The 18,842-nt window shown below is 43.8% G+C and carries 16 protein-coding genes; 8 read left to right on the forward strand and 8 right to left on the reverse strand.

Annotation, left to right across the window (positions count from 1 at the left end; genetic code table 11):
* The first annotated feature begins 80 nt into the window (after positions 1-80).
* Positions 81-761 carry a TVP38/TMEM64 family protein gene (locus AACV20_RS16030; protein WP_170907629.1) on the forward strand — a complete coding sequence of 227 codons (681 nt, stop codon included), beginning with the start codon at positions 81-83 and terminating at the stop codon, positions 759-761.
* Positions 762-769: 8 nt separating this feature from the next.
* Entirely contained in the window at positions 770-1,087 is a 318-nt protein-coding gene (locus tag AACV20_RS16035) for a hypothetical protein (RefSeq protein WP_081265479.1), read from the forward strand.
* Here AACV20_RS16035 and AACV20_RS16040 read toward each other — a convergent pair.
* From AACV20_RS16040 to topA, 4 genes are all read right to left on the reverse strand, one after another.
* The gene (locus tag AACV20_RS16040) at positions 1,084-1,884 is read right to left on the reverse strand and encodes an alpha/beta fold hydrolase (RefSeq protein ID WP_017049877.1); all 801 of its coding nucleotides are present in this window, start codon (positions 1,882-1,884) and stop codon (positions 1,084-1,086) included. The genes AACV20_RS16035 and AACV20_RS16040 overlap by 4 nt on opposite strands.
* A gap of 133 nt (positions 1,885-2,017) precedes the next feature.
* On the reverse strand, positions 2,018-3,472 hold the full coding sequence (glgA, locus tag AACV20_RS16045) for a glycogen synthase GlgA (RefSeq protein ID WP_013857077.1): 1,455 nt from the start codon (positions 3,470-3,472) through the stop codon (positions 2,018-2,020).
* A 1-nt stretch (position 3,473) separates the two neighbouring features.
* Complete coding sequence (gene glgC / locus AACV20_RS16050) at positions 3,474-4,691, reverse strand: glucose-1-phosphate adenylyltransferase (protein WP_170907630.1); 1,218 nt, start codon at positions 4,689-4,691, stop codon at positions 3,474-3,476.
* 657 nt (positions 4,692-5,348) lie between these two features.
* Complete coding sequence (topA, locus tag AACV20_RS16055) at positions 5,349-7,979, reverse strand: type I DNA topoisomerase (protein ID WP_094150576.1); 2,631 nt, start codon at positions 7,977-7,979, stop codon at positions 5,349-5,351.
* Positions 7,980-8,499: 520 nt separating this feature from the next.
* Here topA and AACV20_RS16060 point away from each other — a divergent pair.
* Positions 8,500-8,751 carry a YciN family protein gene (locus tag AACV20_RS16060; protein ID WP_013857082.1) on the forward strand — a complete coding sequence of 84 codons (252 nt, stop codon included), beginning with the start codon at positions 8,500-8,502 and terminating at the stop codon, positions 8,749-8,751.
* Positions 8,752-8,811: 60 nt separating this feature from the next.
* Here the strand turns inward: AACV20_RS16060 and aroA are convergent, their stop codons facing one another.
* On the reverse strand, positions 8,812-10,092 hold the full coding sequence (aroA, locus tag AACV20_RS16065; RefSeq protein ID WP_026027611.1) for a 3-phosphoshikimate 1-carboxyvinyltransferase: 1,281 nt from the start codon (positions 10,090-10,092) through the stop codon (positions 8,812-8,814).
* 205 nt (positions 10,093-10,297) lie between these two features.
* Here aroA and aat point away from each other — a divergent pair, with 205 nt between their 5' ends.
* From aat to infA, 3 genes are all read left to right on the forward strand, one after another.
* On the forward strand, positions 10,298-11,014 hold the full coding sequence (aat, locus tag AACV20_RS16070; protein WP_094124384.1) for a leucyl/phenylalanyl-tRNA--protein transferase: 717 nt from the start codon (positions 10,298-10,300) through the stop codon (positions 11,012-11,014).
* A gap of 2 nt (positions 11,015-11,016) precedes the next feature.
* The gene (locus tag AACV20_RS16075) at positions 11,017-11,715 is read left to right on the forward strand and encodes an arginyltransferase (protein WP_013857085.1); all 699 of its coding nucleotides are present in this window, start codon (positions 11,017-11,019) and stop codon (positions 11,713-11,715) included.
* 81 nt (positions 11,716-11,796) lie between these two features.
* Positions 11,797-12,015, forward strand: coding sequence for a translation initiation factor IF-1 (gene infA / locus AACV20_RS16080; protein ID WP_006075347.1), 219 nt, complete (start codon positions 11,797-11,799; stop codon positions 12,013-12,015).
* Positions 12,016-12,157: 142 nt separating this feature from the next.
* Here infA and clpA read toward each other — a convergent pair whose 3' ends face one another.
* Both clpA and clpS read right to left on the reverse strand, forming a co-directional pair.
* Positions 12,158-14,428, reverse strand: a complete 2,271-nt coding sequence (gene clpA / locus AACV20_RS16085) for an ATP-dependent Clp protease ATP-binding subunit ClpA (RefSeq protein WP_013857086.1) — start codon at positions 14,426-14,428, stop codon at positions 12,158-12,160.
* Between the two features lie 42 nt (positions 14,429-14,470).
* On the reverse strand, positions 14,471-14,791 hold the full coding sequence (clpS, locus tag AACV20_RS16090) for an ATP-dependent Clp protease adapter ClpS (RefSeq protein WP_010319243.1): 321 nt from the start codon (positions 14,789-14,791) through the stop codon (positions 14,471-14,473).
* Positions 14,792-15,264: 473 nt separating this feature from the next.
* Between clpS and cspD the strand changes: the two genes are divergently transcribed.
* Entirely contained in the window at positions 15,265-15,486 is a 222-nt protein-coding gene (gene cspD, locus AACV20_RS16095) for a cold shock domain-containing protein CspD (protein WP_013857087.1), read from the forward strand.
* A 79-nt stretch (positions 15,487-15,565) separates the two neighbouring features.
* Here the strand turns inward: cspD and AACV20_RS16100 are convergent, their stop codons facing one another.
* Positions 15,566-17,791 (reverse strand): NADP-dependent isocitrate dehydrogenase, encoded by a 2,226-nt coding sequence (locus AACV20_RS16100; RefSeq protein ID WP_029189738.1) that lies wholly within the window; start codon positions 17,789-17,791, stop codon positions 15,566-15,568.
* A 361-nt stretch (positions 17,792-18,152) separates the two neighbouring features.
* On the opposite strand from AACV20_RS16100, the gene AACV20_RS16105 reads away from it, so the two are divergent.
* Positions 18,153-18,836, forward strand: a complete 684-nt coding sequence (locus AACV20_RS16105; protein WP_212752618.1) for a pseudouridine synthase — start codon at positions 18,153-18,155, stop codon at positions 18,834-18,836.
* The last annotated feature ends 6 nt before the right edge of the window (positions 18,837-18,842 follow it).

An 18,842-nucleotide genomic window follows, 5' to 3' on the forward strand; every position in this document is an offset into this window, starting at 1 on the left:
CATCCCGTTTTGAAATATAAATTCGACTTCCTCTGTCTTCTTCACTATATCTAGTAAAATATGTCGTTTTGAGGAATACCATGAATAAAAAACTTTTCTTAGGCTTGGCTTTATTTGCCTTTATTGTCTTTTTGATTGTAAATTTTGGCCACTATCTAACGTTAGATAATGCCAAAGCACAGCAAATGCTATTAAACAAATACATTAGCCAAAACGTGATCAGCGCTGCTTTGATCTATTTCTCACTCTATATTGTGCTCACCGCTTTCTCCATCCCAGGAGCGGCGGTCGTCACGTTACTGGGCGCTGCGCTGTTTGGTTTTTGGACTAGCTTACTGCTTGTCTCCTTTGCCAGCACCATAGGCGCAACTATCGCCTTTTTGAGTAGCCGTTTCTTACTGCGTGAATGGATTCAAACAAAATTTGGTCAAAAGCTGCAAACGATTAATCAAGGCGTTGCAAAAGATGGGGCATTTTATCTATTCTCACTGCGCTTAATTCCGGTTTTCCCTTTTTTCTTGATTAATTTATTAATGGGCCTAACACCCATATCAACCGCTCGCTTTTACCTGATTAGCCAACTCGGTATGTTGCCCGGCACTGCCGTTTATCTGAATGCTGGTACTCAACTAGCTGAAATTGAAAGCTTATCCGGTATTGTATCTCCTTCGGTTTTGCTTTCATTTGCTCTATTAGGTCTTTTCCCTATTCTCACCAAGTGGATTATGGCCAGATTGAACAAAAACCCAACTTCCGCCTGAAGTGAATAATGATGAAAATTTGTGTTTCAAACCACCCGATAGAGGCATATATAGTTTGTCAGTATTTACAGCAATTCAATATTCGCTGTGAAGTGAGAGGCGATAACTTATACGGCTTAGGTGGAGAGCTCCCTTTTTCAGAAGAAACCTTGCCCTATATATGGCTGTTGGATGAAGCTCAAATCGTCGAGGCTCAAGCACAATTATTGGCCTATCAGATAGAAGAGATAAACGAAGAACCTAACTGGGTTTGTGGACAGTGCAACGAGGAAAATGGGCCGCAGTTTGCAGCCTGCTGGTACTGCGGTTGTTTAGATTCAGACTAACGAGTCTGATGCTGGCGGATGAACTCAATTGAGTGGTGGTTAAACATCTCAGACTGTTCAACATTACACACGTGGCCGCAATCTGGGATCTCTAATAACACACTTTGTCTATGCATTGCCACCATGTCTTTAACGGGTTGAATGAACATATAGTCTCTCTCTCCCATAAGATAAAGAGTGGGAATGGGTAGCTCTTTCTCTTTGAAGCATTTCATCAGAGGATTGACTTCGGAAGTCAGCATAAACCAGCGTTTAAACTCTTTTTGGCACAGCTTCTTCGCTTCTCGAATAAAAAGATGCCGTGACTCTTTTTGGTTGCGTTGTGGCATCACAATGTAAGCAAACAAACGATAAAGCCACATGTAAGGAATGATGTGTTTACTCAAATTACCCAACTTTACGAGCACTTGAGAGCGCACATTCAAACGGGTTATCGCTCCACCCAAAACCATAGAGCAAACTCGCCCAGTCGCCATTTCAGCAAGATTACGTACAATAATGGTACCGAGTGACATTCCAACAAAATGGGCAGACTGAATTTTCAAATGATCGAGCACTTTGAGAATATCAAGAGTGACGGATTTAAACGTGTAACGATTTGCCATCAACTCTTTAAACAGTTGGTTTGACTTGCCATGACCTCGTAAATCAACTAATAACAGGTTGAAATGCTCACGGTACGCTTTGATTTGCTTAAACCAGATGGATGAACTTCCACCTGCGCCATGCACAAAAACAACCCATTCATCACTGGTGGGATGCAGGTAGGTCTTATGGAAAAGTAGGCTATGAGACATACAAAACCGTTAATCAGCTTCAATTTGAGAAACGCAAGACTACCACAAAACGGGGGCTGAATAGCAAAAAATCATGCGGGCTCGTTCGGCTCAACAAGTAAGGCGCCAAAGCGCCTTACTTGTTATAAAAACATCAGTCATGAAACGCGAGATGATACATCTTGATGTACTCTTTCGCTGAATCCTGCCAGCTAAAATTTTGTCGCATCGCCCTCTGCTGAACCTCCAACATAGTTTCGGGATGTTGAAGATAAAACAGCATCGCTCGCTGCATTGCAATAAGCAGTGCTTCTGGAGAAGGATCATGAAAACCAAAGCCGGTCGCTTCTTCAGGAAACTTATCATAATCACGCACGGTGTCTTTTAAACCACCAACTTCACGAACGATGGGCAGCGTGCCATAAGCCATGCTGTAGATCTGATTCAAACCGCAAGCTTCAAATTCTGAAGGCATTAAGAAGAAATCAGAACCGGCTTCAACCAAATGTGCAAAACGATTGCTATAAGCTTCAACAAACGCAAATTTATCAGCATGCTTCGCCGCCATTTTATGTAGCTGAACAGCAACTTCAGGCTCTCCTGTGCCAACAATAATGAGCTGAGCATCATTGCGTAAGAACGACTCTAGTATAGGTAAAATATAGTGGAAACCTTTTTGGTGGGTGAGTCGACAAACCATCCCAAACAAAGGCAAGTCACGCTGAGGTAATTGCAGCTCCTCTTGCAACATGCGCTTACTCGCCCGTTTGCCCGCTTGAAGTGATTCAGCTTCATCACAGTAGCCAAGAGGAAGAAATTCATCGTTTTGTGGATCCCACTCGCTATAATCACACCCATTAACGATGCCGTGCAAATCTCTAGCTCGGTGAACAAAATCATCTACTAACCCATGAGAGCCAAGCGGTGTTAGCAGCTCGGAAGCATAATTAGGGCTAACGGCATTGATTTTGTCAGCAAAGGCAATCCCTGCTCTTAGCATACTGACGTGATCGTGTCCGTAGCGTAAAAATTCCATGCCAGATAAGTTCAATTCTGGGATGATCTCTAATTGATGATAAGAAAAAATACCTTTAAAAATCGCGTTGTGAACGGTCAATACGCTTTTCATATCAGAAAAATAAGCGTCATGCTGGTAACGCGTTTTCAACAAAAATGGAACCAACCCTGTATGCCAATCATTTGCATGGATAATCTGTGGTTTTTTACCGAGCTTAGGTAAAACATCTAGGCTAGCTGCTGAAAAGAAACCAAAACGCTCGCCATTATCAGCATACGCTTGGTTATTCTCGCCATACATTTGTGCTCGGCCAAAATATTGTTCACATTCAATTAAGTACACGGCCACTCCATCTAGCTCCATCTGGCGGACCAGATATGAAGTATGAGGCCAATGGGTAAGCTCAGTTTCTAGCACAACAGGAGCATCTGAAATGCCCAATATAGAACGATAAGCAGGTAGCACAATAGCTACCTGATGACCTAACTCTTGCAGTGCTTTAGGCAGTGCTTTGGCCACATCGGCCAAACCACCACTTTTGATCAAACCTTGAGCTTCTGAAACGGTAAACCAAACATCGATTTTTTCCATTCTAGAATCCAACTTTTGTTCCTTTTGCGATAACAACGATGCCCTCATCAGAAACATGGAAACGTTGTCTATCGAGTTCTAAATCTTCACCAATGATAGTACCTGGCGCTATTTCGACATTTTTATCAATAATCGTACGCTTAATTGTACATCCTTCGCCAATTTTAACATCACCGAGGATCACGGATTCACTCACTAAAGTGTTGGCTCCGATGTTACTGCGATAGCCTAGTACCGATTTATAAATCTTCGCACCTTGAATGTAGCTTCCGCCGGAGATCAAGCTGTCGGTGATCTGTACTTTACGATCGTGTGAATCAACAAAGGTTGCAGGTGGTAACGGTGGATAATAAGTGTGGAGAGGCCAGCTACGGTTATACAACGAAAAATCGGCATCATGCTCTAATAGATCCATGTGCGCTGCCCAGTAGGCCTCAATCGTACCAACATCACGCCAGTAAGTTGTGTCTTTTTCGCCTTTGATTTTATTGGTTGAAAAATCATAGACATAAACCTCTCCTTCTGGGAAAAGTTTAGGAATAATATCTTTGCCAAAATCATGGCTGGAGTGATTATCTTCAGCATCACGACGCAGTTCTGCACAGAGTTTATCTGTATCGAATATGTAGTTACCCATAGAAACAAGTGCAAGGTCTGGGTGCCCAGGGATCGCTTTAGGGTTGCAAGGTTTTTCTTCAAAACCGACCATTTTTCCGGCTTCATCAACTTCAATCACACCAAACTGAGACGCTTCTTCCAGCGGCATTCTCAGCGCAGAAACGGTCAGTTTTGCGTCTACACGTTTATGGAAATCGAGCATCTGGCGGATATCCATTTTATAGATATGATCAGAGCCAAAAATACATACTTGGTCTGGGGTAGAGAGTTCAATAAAACGAATGTTCTGGTAGATAGCATCCGCAGTACCTTCGTACCAGCGCTTGCCATCACGCATCTGTGCGGGGATTGAATCGATAAACCGATCAGTGATGCCCGAAAGGTTCCAGCCTTTCTTCATATGTAAATACAACGATTGTGATTTAAATTGTGTAAGCACGTAGATACGCATCAAATCCGCGTTTACAAAATTATTCAAAGCAAAATCGATTAAACGATAACTGCCACCAAATGGCACTGCAGGTTTACTACGAGATTCCGTTAAAGGCATCAAGCGCGAGCCTTCGCCACCAGCAAGGATCATTCCTAAAACACCAGCCATTTTAATTCTCCTTATTTCATTCTTATATTTGCATTCCATACCTTAATTTACAGGGGATGTATGGATGCTATCCTTATTGACCACTTGCAGTGGGCTGTATGAAACTCCCTCACCACCCTAAATGCAATCGGTTGTTTATACGTTATCGAATTAAAGAAATAATACAATTTTAAATACGCTGTTCTGACTTGTCTGAACCCTTTAGTTTGCTAACTCCTAACCTAGCTCACATTTACAGCTCGGTGTAACATATAAACATAACAATGTATTAACTAATCATTTTTATTCACTTTATTGATGCATTCTTAATTTTATATACACTCTCTTTTTATTAAAAATACAACGAATTTATGACGCTATGTTTACTAGGTTAAAGACATAAATATTAATTACACCAAATAGCTCCATTTTAGTTGTTGAACCGACTGAACAATTCACAACATGCTGGTGCAATAGGGCTATCTCCTGTGCACAAGACTCTGAACATCCGACACCCCGCCCGCTCACGGATAGTTAATCAATACTGCCTTACACATGGAATGTCAAAATATTGGCGACACATTCTCCATGAATAGTATGAATAGTTGAACTTGCTCAAACTCCAGCCAAAAAAAAGGTAGCCCGAAGGCTACCTTTTCGCATTGATCACATTAAAGGCTATTTTTTAGCGTTTTTACGCTTATCGGTAATTTCCCACCGCCCATTATCGTACAACGCCGTCCAACCTGAGGGTTTACCCTCTATCTCAGTGCGTACATAGTGTTCTTTTGACTTACGACTAAAGCGTACAACCGCCGCCACACCATCAGGATCATGTGCAGGCGCATCCGCTAAGTATTGATACTTTGGTGCTAGGCGCTCTTTGAAACGAGCCAATTCTTCAACCAATGGCGCACGTGTCTCACGAGATTTAGGGAAATTGCTCGCCGCAAGAAACAGACCTGAAGCGCCATCACGCAGTACAAAATACGCATCCGAGTTTTCACAAGGCAATTCTGGGAAATGGATAGGATCTTCTTTTGGTGGAGCAACTTCGCCGCTTCTTAAGATCTTACGCGTATTTTTACAGTCATCGCTGGTGCAATCCATGTACTTACCAAAACGGCCATTTTTCAGCACCATGTTTGACCCACACTTGTCACACTCGACAACTGGGCCATCATAGCCTTTAACTTTAAACTCACCGAATTCTACAACGTAACCTTCGCAGTTCGGATTGTTCCCGCACACATGCATTTTACGTGTGTCATCGATTAGGTACGCATCCATCGCCGTTTCACAGATAGGACAACGTTTTTTAGCGCGCAGTGCAGCCGTTTCAACATCTTCTTCCAAGACATTGATGACGCCTTCTTCGTCACCTAGGTTAATGGTGGTTTTACAACGCTCTTTAGGCGGCAGTGCATAACCAGAACAACCGAGGAACACCCCTGTAGAGGCTGTACGAATTCCCATTGGACGTGAACATGTCGGACATTGAATGTCGGTCATCACGATGTGGTTGGGTTTCATACCACCTTGTTCTTCATCCAGTTCAGCCGTTTCTAAATCTGCAGTGAAATCTTTAAAGAAATCGTCCAAGACTCCTTTCCAATTTGCAGATCCTGCTGCAATTTGGTCCAGCTTTTCTTCCATTCGCGCGGTGAAGTCATAGTTCATCAAATCATTGAAGCTGTCATCCAGACGATCGGTGACGATTTCACCCATTTTCTCAGCATAAAAACGTCGCTGATCCACTTTCACATAGCCGCGATCTTGAATGGTAGAGATGATAGAAGCATACGTCGATGGTCGGCCTATACCACGCTTTTCAAGCTCTTTTACCAGCGCAGCTTCCGTATAACGTGCCGGTGGCTTAGTGAAATGTTGTTTTGGATCTAACGTTTGCAATAACAACGTTTCGCCCACTTTCACTGGTGGTAAAATTTGGTCTTCATTTTTACCCATTGGACGTTGAACTCGTGTCCAACCATCAAATTTAAGGATGCGACCTTTCGCCTTAAGGGTGAATTCTGCCGCTTTCACGCTCACAGTGGTCGAATCGTATTGAGCTGGCGTCATTTGGCAAGCAACAAACTGATTCCAGATTAGCGCGTATAACTTATGAGCATCCGCTTCCATACCTTGTAAATCATCGGCTTTAACATCCACACTGGATGGACGAATCGCTTCGTGCGCTTCTTGAGCGCCCTGCTTACTTCCATAAGCTAACGGATTCTCAGGTAAGTAGGCTTGTCCAAACTCACTACCAATATAGCTGCGAACCGCTTCAACCGCTTCAGCACTTAAGTTGGTTGAATCGGTACGCATATAAGTGATGTAACCTGCCTCATACAAGCGCTGAGCTAGCATCATCGTTTTCTTCACTCCGTAACCCAAGCGAGTACTGGCTGCTTGCTGTAACGTCGAGGTGATAAAAGGAGCGGAAGGTTTACTGCTGGTTGGGCGGTCTTCACGTTTACACACTTCGTAAGAAGCTTTTTCTAAAATCGAAACCGCTGATTTAGCTTCCGCTTCGTTGACAGGTTTAAACGCTACATCATTTTTTTGCGCAACCAACAGACGGAAATCCGTTTTATCTTGCGTTTTCGTATCAGCATGGATATCCCAGAACTCTTCAGGGACAAACGCGTTAATTTCACGCTCACGCTCAACAAGTAATTTCACCGCCACCGATTGGACGCGACCCGCAGACAAGCCACGCGCCACTTTTTTCCAAAGTAATGGAGAGACCATAAAACCCACCACACGGTCCATGAAACGACGCGCTTGTTGGGCGTTTACACCGTCGATATTCAATTCACCCGGTGTTTGGAAGGCTTGTTGGATTGCATTTTTAGTAATTTCGTTAAATACAACTCGTTTGTATCGCTGTTCATCGCCACCGATGATCTCACGAAGGTGCCAAGCGATGGCCTCTCCTTCGCGGTCCAAATCGGTTGCGAGATAAATGCAGTCGGCATCTTTGGCAAGCTTTTGCAATTCCGCCACTACTTTTTCTTTACCCGGCAAAATTTGGTAATTCGCTTCCCAGCCGTGATAAGGGTCGATGCCCATCTTCTTAATTAACGAACTGCGGTCTTTCTCGCTTTTCAAGCGTGCTTTCTCTTCAGCGCTAAGGTTCTTTGAAGAAGAACTAGGCGTTGCTTTTTTAGCGGTACTTTGACCTGCGGTTGGAAGATCACGAACATGCCCTACGCTCGACTTAACAATAAAATCTTTACCAAGATATTTATTGATCGTTTTAGCCTTGGCTGGCGATTCCACTATAACGAGTGATTTACCCATAATTGACTCAAATGCCCTTAATCATTACGCGAAAGTAAATCGCATGACGTTCTAAATTATTGCTTCTTTTTTTACTATCGAGCCAGTTAACAAGAAGATCAACATGTTTTTTAAAAATAAAATTCAACCACTCAATAATTGGTCAAAATGCAACCAGAGCTCAGTGGCCTATTCTCCGCCAGCCTTCCAACCTAAATTGAAAAGTTTAAAATCGAGTCCTGTGGCGCTTGTGAGCTTGACTTTCATTGCTGCAGCACTCTACTAAACGTGCTTTGGCGCTCATACTAAAGTGAGTATTATCAGTTCGCGAAATAAATCCAATGAAATATGCCGTAAGTCACACATTCTCATTGCATAAAAAATCGGCTTTCTTGACTAAGCTTAGACGTGACTTCTCTCTTTGGTCAAAGCTTGAGAATCCACTCCATCGAATTTTGCGCCGAATTCTATTTGAAATCATTGAAATTACCTACCCTTTTACGGCACTATCCTCGCACATCTACTCATAGGACCGTAAAAGATGAGCGAAAAACAATCTATTACTGAATTTGATTTGTTACTTATTGCAAACCAAATCATTCAAGAACATGACGCTTATATCGTTGGCATGCGCGCCGATAGCGTTGAAGAAAAAGAGGATGTATTAGTTTTTAAAGGCAACTACTTTTTAGACGACAAGGGGCTGCCAACACCTAATACCACTGCGGTATTTAACATGTTCAAGTACCTTGCCTTGCATTTATCAAAGCAATTTACTCTCGTTCAATCGTAATTCTTGATGAAAAAAAGCCTCATTCGAGGCTTTTCATTATTGGGTTTAAACGCTCAATGCCTAGTGGCTTAGTTGCGCAAGCTGTTCAAAATAATCAGGAAACGTTTTCGAAGTACATTTAGGATCATTAATCGTCACTGCGGTATCGCTCAGTGCAACCAGCGAAAAACACATCGCCATTCGATGATCGTCATAAGTGTCGATTGCCGCATGCTGTAATGACGTTGGTGGTGTAATGATAATGTAATCATCCCCTTCCTCAACCTCTGCACCCACTTTACGCAGCTCCGTCGCCATTGCGGCTAAACGATCGGTTTCTTTAACACGCCAATTATATACGTTGCGAATGGCTGTGGTGCCTTTGGCAAATAATGCGGTCGTCGCAATGGTCATAGCCGCATCAGGAATGTGATTAAAATCGAGATCAACCGCATTAAGCTCTCCACGACGAGCGATGACATAATCATTCCCCCATTCGATGACTGCGCCCATTTTTTCTAGCGCATCGGCAAATTGAATATCTCCTTGGATACTGTTTTTACCAATACCAGTAACTTTTACTTCGCCACCTTTGATAGCCGCCGCCGCGAGGAAGTAAGAAGCAGAGGATGCATCTCCTTCCACCAAAAACTGCCCAGGAGAAACATACGATTGCCCAGCTGGGATCACAAATTGAGTGTAGTTATGGTTGATCACTTTTACACCAAACTGCGCCATGATGTGTAACGTGATGTCAATGTAGGGCTTTGAGACCAAGTCACCAACGATGTTTATCGTCATTTCACCATCAGACAGTGGCGCAGCCATTAAAAAGGCGGTCAAAAATTGACTCGAGATTGAACCGTCAATCGCCACGGTTCCAGCTTTAAGGCCGGTTGCCGTAATTTTTAACGGCGGGAAGTCTTCGTTTTCAAGGTACTCAATATCAGCGCCCGCTTCACGTAACGCCGTAACGAGATGACCGATTGGACGTTCTTTCATCCTCGGCTCACCAGTCAAAATGAATTCACCCTGTCCAAGAACTAATGCTGCCGCAAGTGGACGCATTGCCGTCCCTGCATTACCTAAAAACAGCTCAACGGATTGCTCGATGCTAAAAGGCCGACCCAAACCTTTTATCTCACACACCGTTTTGTCGTCTGACAAACGATACTCCACACCAAGTTTTGCTAGTGCGTTGAGCATGTGGCGAATGTCGTCACTGTCTAACAAGTTCGTTAGCTTAGTCGTACCACTTGCCAAAGCGGCAAGCAGTAGCGCTCGGTTTGAGACACTTTTGGAACCGGGTAAATTGACTTGCCCATTAATTTTTTTTATTGGTTGTAACGTGAGGCTTTCCATTCGAGTTGTGTTTCCTTGCATCTTCCAAAGAGCTCCTGTTTGCTCTGGGAAAATGAAAATTCTTCGTACTTGCAGCCTATCTAAAAATAAAAGCGAACTCCAGTACAAATATGGCCTGATAGTAATGATTGGCAAACTATTGAAAAATCCCTACTATCCTCATTCCGTGGCCTTATCTTGATGGTTAACCCAGATCGGATCGAACATGACTATTTACCTTCCTCAACTTGCGCTTGATGATTTCTCTTTTCCTTCCGCTGATGAGGCGCTAGAAGAGCCAAATGGACTGCTCGCGTTTGGTGGAGATTTACAACCAGAACGTATTTATAATGCTTATCGACACGGAATTTTTCCTTGGTATGGCCCACAAGAGCCTATTCTTTGGTGGAGCCCCGCTCCACGAGCTGTGTTTAACCCACAAACTTTTTCTCCAGCTAAAAGCGTTAAAAAATTCCAGCGAAAACATCAATATAAAATAAGCCTTAACCATGCAACTAAAGAGGTAATTACCAGTTGTGCCAACGTAAGACCCGCAGATCAAACTTGGCTAAATGAAGAGATGCGCAGCGCCTACCTCGCCCTTGCGGCTTCTGGCCGTTGTCATTCGGTTGAGGTGTGGCAGGAAGATAAATTGATCGGCGGGCTCTATGGCATACAAATGGGCCAAATGTTTTGCGGTGAGTCGATGTTTAGTACCAAAGCCAATGCATCAAAAATTGCGCTTTGGTATTTTTGCCAGCATTTTCAATCACACGGTGGACAGTTGATTGATTGTCAGGTGATGAATCCGCATCTGGCATCATTGGGAGCTTTCGAATTAGAGCGCGACGATTTTCTCAAATCCTTGCTATCTTTTAGAGATAGCTCTGTCGATGAGCGCTGCTTTACACCCCAGTGGATCACCTTGCCTAATGAAGGATAACCATGAGCTCAGATTTACAGCAAATACGCATCGGTTTAACCAATAACCACCCTTGTAGCTATTTAAAAGATAGGCAAGAACGTGTCGCTGTGACTTTAGACTCCGCCATGCAATCGCCTGAGAATTATGAAATTCTACTCGCAAATGGTTTTCGACGCAGTGGGGATACCATTTACAAACCTCACTGTGACAATTGTAACTCCTGCCAAGCATTGCGTGTTTTTGTTGACCAAGTCAAGCTATCAACCAGCCAAAAGCGGTTACTCAAAAAGGCACACGCTTTTCAGTGGCAGCTGAAACCGACCATGGATTCGGGTTGGTTTGCACTCTATGCCCGCTATATTGAAGCGCGACATAAAGAGGGCAGCATGTACCCTCCCAACGAGCAGGAGTTTGAAACCTTTTCCGCTTGTCGTTGGCTAGATACTCAATACCTGCATATTTATCAAAATGGACAGCTGGTCGCGATTGCGGTGACGGATATTTTACAAAACAGTGCCAGCGCCTTTTATACCTTTTATGATCCAGAGTCAGATCTGTCACTCGGGACACTTGGCGTTTTATTTCAACTGCAATATTGCCAAGCCACACAGAAACAATGGTTATATTTGGGTTATCAAATTGATGAATGCCCAGCAATGAACTACAAAGTACGCTTTGAGCGCCATCAAAAGCTAGTAAATCAACGTTGGCAAGGGTAGAATACGCCCCAACTTTACATATTTATCTTTTAGCGGCAGAATGCGTCCGTTAAAAATCGCCAAGTTTCTAAAGAGGATTAAATGGCTAAAGAAGACGTAATTGAGATGCAAGGCACTGTCCTTGATACTCTTCCAAACACAATGTTCCGTGTTGAGCTAGAAAACGGCCACGTAGTAACAGCTCACATCTCTGGTAAAATGCGTAAGAACTACATTCGTATTCTTACTGGTGACAAAGTAACTGTAGAGATGACTCCATACGACCTAACTAAAGGCCGCATCGTCTTCCGTGCTCGTTAATCTCTGATTTTCGAACGCAACAAAAAACGGAGCTAAATGCTCCGTTTTTTGTTACTTATGGAACTGGATTAAATGCAATGCATAGAAGAAAGCACGCCTCAGCGTGCTTTTGTTATTAGGTGATAAGCATCGGGATTACCGATTAGTGAACCGCTTCTTCACGAGAACCAATGTACTTAAACTTAAGCTCTTCACCATCTAAATCCACTTTCACTGTGCCACCATCGACCAACGAGCCAAACAACAACTCATTCGCTAATGGCTTTTTCAGCTTATCCTGAATCACGCGGCCCATAGGACGAGCGCCCATCTCAATATCGTAGCCTTTCACAGCAAGCCAATGACGAGCATCCTCAGAAACCTCTAGCGATACACCTCTCGCATCGAGTTGAGCTTGTAGTTCAACAATAAACTTATCAACCACTTGATGGATTACACGCTCATCCAAACGATTAAACCAGATGATGTTATCTAAACGGTTACGAAATTCGGGTGTGAATACTTTCTTAATCTCCGACATCGCATCAAAACTATTGTCTTGTTGGATAAGACCAATCGATTTTTTCACTGTCTCTGCAACACCTGCGTTGGTTGTCATCACCAAAATGATGTTACGGAAATCCGCTTTTCGTCCATTGTTGTCCGTTAAAGTGCCGTTATCCATGACTTGAAGTAGCAAGTTGAAAATATCAGGGTGCGCTTTCTCAATCTCATCAAGTAGCACCACTGAATGTGGATGTTTAATCACAGCATCAGTTAGCAAGCCACCTTGGTCATACCCAACATAACCAGGAGGAGCACCAATTAAACGACTCACTGAATGGCGTTCACCATATTCAGACATATCAAAACGTAGCAGCTCAATGCCAAGTAGCTTCGACAACTGCACTGTCACTTCTGTTTTACCCACGCCTGTTGGCCCAGCAAACAAGAATGAGCCCACCGGTTTGTTGTCGGCACCTAAGCCAGCGCGTGAGAGTTTGATCGCCTCACTCAATACATCGATAGCGTCATCTTGTCCAAATACCAACATTTTCATTTTTCTATCAAGGTGCTGCAAAATGTCTTTATCGGAAGAAGAGACCGATTTTTCTGGAATACGCGCCATTTTAGCAACCATCGCTTCAATATCGGCCACTCCAACGGTTTTCTTGCGGCGACTTGCAGGTGCCAACCTTGAACGTGCTCCCGCTTCATCAATCACATCAATCGCTTTATCTGGCAAATGACGTTCATTGATGTATTTTGCAGAAAGCTCTACGGCCGCACGTAACGCTTTATTGGTATAACGTACATCATGGTGCGCCTCGTATTTTGTTTTCAGACCCATAAGTATTTTAGTGGTGTCATCCAACGATGGCTCGACCACATCAATTTTTTGAAAACGGCGAGCCAGCGCGCGCTCTTTTTCAAAGATGTTGTTGTACTCTTGATAAGTCGTTGAGCCGATGCAGCGCAATTTACCGCTGCTAAGCAGAGGTTTGATTAAGTTAGCCGCATCCACCTGACCACCAGAAGCGGCACCCGCACCGATAATGGTATGAATTTCATCAATAAATAGAATCGCGTCCTGCTCTTTTTCAAGCTGTTTCAAAATGGTTTTAAAACGCTTTTCAAAATCGCCACGATACTTAGTTCCAGCGAGCAATGAGCCAATATCCAGTGAATAAATAACGCTATTTTGAATGATTTCAGGCACTTGACCTTCCACAATACGCCACGCTAGCCCTTCCGCAATCGCCGTTTTACCGACTCCCGCTTCTCCCACTAACAGCGGATTATTTTTACGGCGACGACACAACACTTGAATGGTTCGTTCTAGCTCTTTATCACGCCCAATTAGAGGATCAATCAACCCTTGCTTTGCCAATTGGTTGAGGTTGCTGGCAAAGCTTTCCAAACGTTCATCAGAACTGACTTCATCAGCTGATTCGCTGCTAAAAGAGTCGGAAGAGGCTGAATTATCACTTGCGCTGGAAGCTTTAGTGATGCCGTGCGAAATGTAGTTGACGATATCTAAGCGACTGATGTCATTTTTTTTCAGTAGGTAAGCCGCGTGTGACTCCTGCTCACTAAAGATTGCAACCAGTACATTCGCTCCTGTGACTTCATTGCGGCCAGAGGATTGCACATGAAATACAGCACGTTGCAGCACACGTTGAAAACTCAATGTAGGTTGCGTTTCACGTGTTTCGTCACTTTCAGGAATAAGAGGTGTGGTTTGATCAATAAAAATATCAAGCTCTTGGCGTAAGGCATCCAAATCTGCTTGGCAGGCTAATAAGGCCTCTCTGGCTGCATCATTTTCTAATAACGCAAGTAGGAGGTGCTCGACGGTCATGAATTCATGTCTTTTGTCTCGCGCTCGAGCGAACGCGCCGTTTAGACTCGACTCTAGTTCTTTATTAAGCATAAGTACCTCCTTAAGGAACCACTTTGTTGCTCCAGCAAGCGACTACGCTTGCTCCATAGTACAAAGCAGTGGATGCTCATTTTCCCTTGAGTACAAAGTAACTTGAGCTACTTTGGTCTCTGCAATCTCGGCACTGAACGTGCCACAAATTGCTTTCCCTTCATAATGCACCTTGAGCATTATCTGTGTTGCTTTGTCGATATCCATCGAGAAAAATCGCTCAAGGATTTCAATCACAAACTCCATCGGCGTGTAGTCATCGTTATTGAGAACTACGTTGTACATCGCTGGTGGTTTAATTGCTGTCTTCTCTTTCTCCAGAAGATCTGAGTCTGGAGTCACCCATTCAAAATGTTTACTCATGATGACCGTATTTAGAGTGCTTCTCTACCTAGTGGAACCGTGTGCCTCTCAGTAACCATTGTGTCGTTGGAATCTATTAATGTTATTAGTGCTACCGACACAGTTGAAAAACAACCCTTACTTAGAGACTAATGCAGCAATTGTATCGCTGCAAATAAAACATTGCTATTCCGAACTATCAACGGCGTAGTTGATTAAAAAGAAAACAAAAGCAACTGCTTTCTTTAACTATTTCATTCTTAACGCCCTATTTAATCGTTACAACAATGTAAACCTTAAAAGTGATTTATTTGCAAATATGTCGAGTATCATACCTTTTGCCTATTGACTGCGCTGAATCATTGACTACATTGGTCAATTAGTGACTAAAAATTTGGCAGCGGCTGAATTGATATTCACATTCGGGTAACGTTTTTAGGATAAGTTTCTCGATAACAACATCAGTAACTAAAATGCAATGAGGGATGTAAAGCATGGCTACAGGTACAGTAAAATGGTTTAACAACGCCAAAGGATTTGGGTTTATTTGTCCAGAAGGTGAGGATACCGATATTTTTGCTCACTATTCAACCATTCAAATGGAAGGCTACCGCACACTCAAAGCGGGCCAACAAGTTTCCTACGAGATTGAACAGGGGCCGAAAGGTTATCACGCTAGCGCTGTTGTTCCAATCGAAGGTCAACTTGCAAAATAATCGCTGCCAAACGTGTATTTGATGAAAAACCCGCCGAACTGGCGGGTTTTTTTATTGCTTAGATGTGAATAACTGAAGGTTAAGCGCCAATGATCGCGTTCAAGGTTTGGCTTGGACGCATTAATGCCGATGCTTTTTCAAACACTGGCGCATAGTAACCACCCAAATCACCCGGAGTACCTTGTGCCTGATTCAGCTCAGAGACGATAACCTGTTCATTTTCTTGCAGCTGTTTCGCAATCGGTGCGAATTCCGCCGCTAAATCAGCATCCGCCGTCTGCTCTGCTAAGGCCTCAGCCCAATAGGTTGCAAGATAGTAGTGACTGCCACGGTTATCAAGCTCACCAACTCTGCGCGATGGTGATTTATTGAGATCAAGGAACTTACCAGTGGCTTTATCAAGCGCATCGGCTAGTACTTTCGCTTTCGCATTTCCAGTGACAACACTCAAATGTTCCAAAGACGCCGCCAGCGCCAAAAACTCGCCTAACGAATCCCAACGCAAGTGGTTTTCTTTCTCAACCTGCTGAACGTGTTTTGGCGCAGAGCCACCAGCACCTGTTTCAAACAAGCCACCGCCATTCATCAAGGGAACAATCGACAACATTTTAGCCGAAGTACCGAGCTCAAGAATGGGGAATAGATCCGTGAGGTAATCACGCAGTACGTTACCCGTAACTGAGATGGTATCTTTACCCGCTTTGAGACGCTCAAGTGTGAACAGAGTCGCTTCAACGGGTGATAGGATCTGAATATCTAAGCCGGCCGTATCATGATCAGCAAGGTAGACGTTGACTTTTTTGATCAATTCGCGGTCATGCGCACGCTGATCGTCTAACCAGAAAATCGCAGGAACACCAGTAGCTCTGGCACGAGTCACGGCCAGTTTCACCCAGTCTTGGATCGGTGCATCTTTCACTTGGCACATGCGGAAAATATCACCAGCTTCAACAGCTTGCTCTAGCAATACTTTGCCGGAGGTATCCACAACACGTACCGAACCCGCTGCATCGAGGATAAAGGTTTTATCGTGCGATCCATATTCTTCAGCTTTTTGCGCCATAAGGCCCACGTTTGGCACACTGCCCATCGTGGTGGGATCAAATGCGCCGTGCTTTTTACAAAAATCAATCACCGCTTGATAAACGCCAGCGTAGCAGCGATCTGGGATCAGTGCTTTGGTGTCTTGTTGCTTGCCATCTGGCCCCCACATTTGACCAGAAGCGCGCAGCATTGCTGGCATTGACGCATCAACAATGATATCGCTCGGGACATGTAGGTTAGTAATACCTCGGTCAGAATCGACCATAGCAAGCGGTGGTTGCGTGTTATAAACCGCTTGAATCGCGGCTTCAATTTCTTCTTTTTGTGCTTGTGGCAATGCTTGAATTTTCGCGTAAACATCGCCTAGGCCATTGTTGACATCAACACCTAATGAGTCAAACAACGCGCCATACTTCGCAAATACGTCTTTGTAGTACACTTTAACGGCATGGCCGAAAATGACTGGGTCAGACACTTTCATCATGGTTGCTTTCATGTGCAAGGAAAGCAGCACATCTTGCTGTTTCGCTGCTGCGATTTGTTGCTCGAAAAACTCAACTAACGCTTTTTTGCTTAAAACTGAAGCATCGATAATTTCTTTATCAAGCAGCGCAAACTCTTTCTTTAAGACTTTAGTCGAGCCATCATGGCCGACAAACTCAATTTTGACCTTAGTGTCACCTTCAATGGTGACTGACTTTTCTGTTCCATAGAAATCTTTGTCTTGCATGCTGGCAACATGTGAACGGGATTGCGGTGACCATGCGCCCATTGAATGTGGGTTTTTCTTCGCATAATTCTTGACTGATAATGGTGCGCGGCGATCGGAGTTTCCTTCTCGCAACACTGGGTTAACCGCACTGCCTTTGATTTTATCGTAAGTCGCTTTAATCGCTTCTTCTTCGTAGGCACTTGGTTCTTCAGGATAATTTGGTAGGTCGTAACCTTTTTCCTGCAACTCTTTAATCGCGGCTTTCAATTGTGGGACCGATGCCGAAACGTTAGGCAGTTTAATAATATTCGCTTCTGGTTTGGTCGCCAGTTCACCTAATTCGGCAAGCGCATCACTTACACGTTGATTTTCTTTTAAATGTTCTGGGAAGCTGGCAAGGATACGCGCAGCCAGTGAAATATCGCGGGTTTCAACGCTAATGCCTGACGAGGCGGTAAAGGATTGGATAATCGGCAATAAAGAATAAGTGGCCAGTGCTGGTGCTTCGTCTGTGATGGTATAAATAATTGTAGGTTTTTCTGTAGGCATGAAAAATTTCCCTATTTGTTCTAGCAGCACCATTGGATGAAACAGCGCTGTGTGATTGTCCGTGTCAAGTGGGTTAGCATCCTCGCGACTTGAACACGATAGCGTCACTCTTTCAAAAACTGAATCGAATGTCGTTGAGCGTTATCCGATTTTAGTCATTGAGTGAAAATACGTATACACCCAAACCCTTTATTGATACTGAATCCAAATAGCATGGGTTGAGTATAATTAAACAAAACTAGGATAATAGTCTATTATCTTGTGCGTCAATCCTGTTTCTGGGCGCGCAAATCATAGCTTAAATCCAAAGTTCAGAAAACTTTCAAACACACTTCATTTACATTTTTGCAAGGTAGTTAACATGTCATCCCGCTTGCGTCGTGATTCTTCATCAGTATCAAAACCCTCAGGCTCTTCTCATTTTAAACGGCGCGATCCACATCAGCGTTCAACCGCCCGTTCCTCTTCATCTGCAGAAGAGGTAAAAAAACGAGTATCGCTTGCTGATCGAAAAGTCATCATCTTTAATAAGCCTTTTGATACGCTAAGCCAGTTTACCGATGGTGATGGGCGCAAAACTCTCGCTGATTTTATTCCCGTAAAAGAGGTGTATGCCGCAGGTCGCTTGGACAGAGACAGCGAAGGTTTAATGGTGCTCACCAATGACGGCATCTTGCAAGCGAGACTAACGCAGCCGCAGTCAAAATTACCAAAAACGTATTGGGTTCAAGTAGAAGGAGAACCCGCTCAAAACGATTTAGATAAATTGCGCCAAGGTGTAGCGCTAAAAGATGGCATGACGCTGCCTGCCAAGGTTGAGATTTTGCAACCGCCTACCTTGTGGGAACGTAATCCACCGGTTCGTTTTCGCGCACAAATCCCAACCACATGGCTTGCGATTACCATTACTGAAGGTAAAAACCGGCAAGTACGACGTATGACAGCGCATATTGGCTTTCCAACACTGCGCTTAGTGCGCTACGCGATGGGCGACATTGTTTTAGGCGATCTACAACCCGGTGAGTGGAAAGAAATTACCCTCTAACACCGC

This window comes from Vibrio sp. B4-6, from assembly GCF_963888245.1.
GTDB lineage: Bacteria > Pseudomonadota > Gammaproteobacteria > Enterobacterales > Vibrionaceae > Vibrio > Vibrio anguillarum.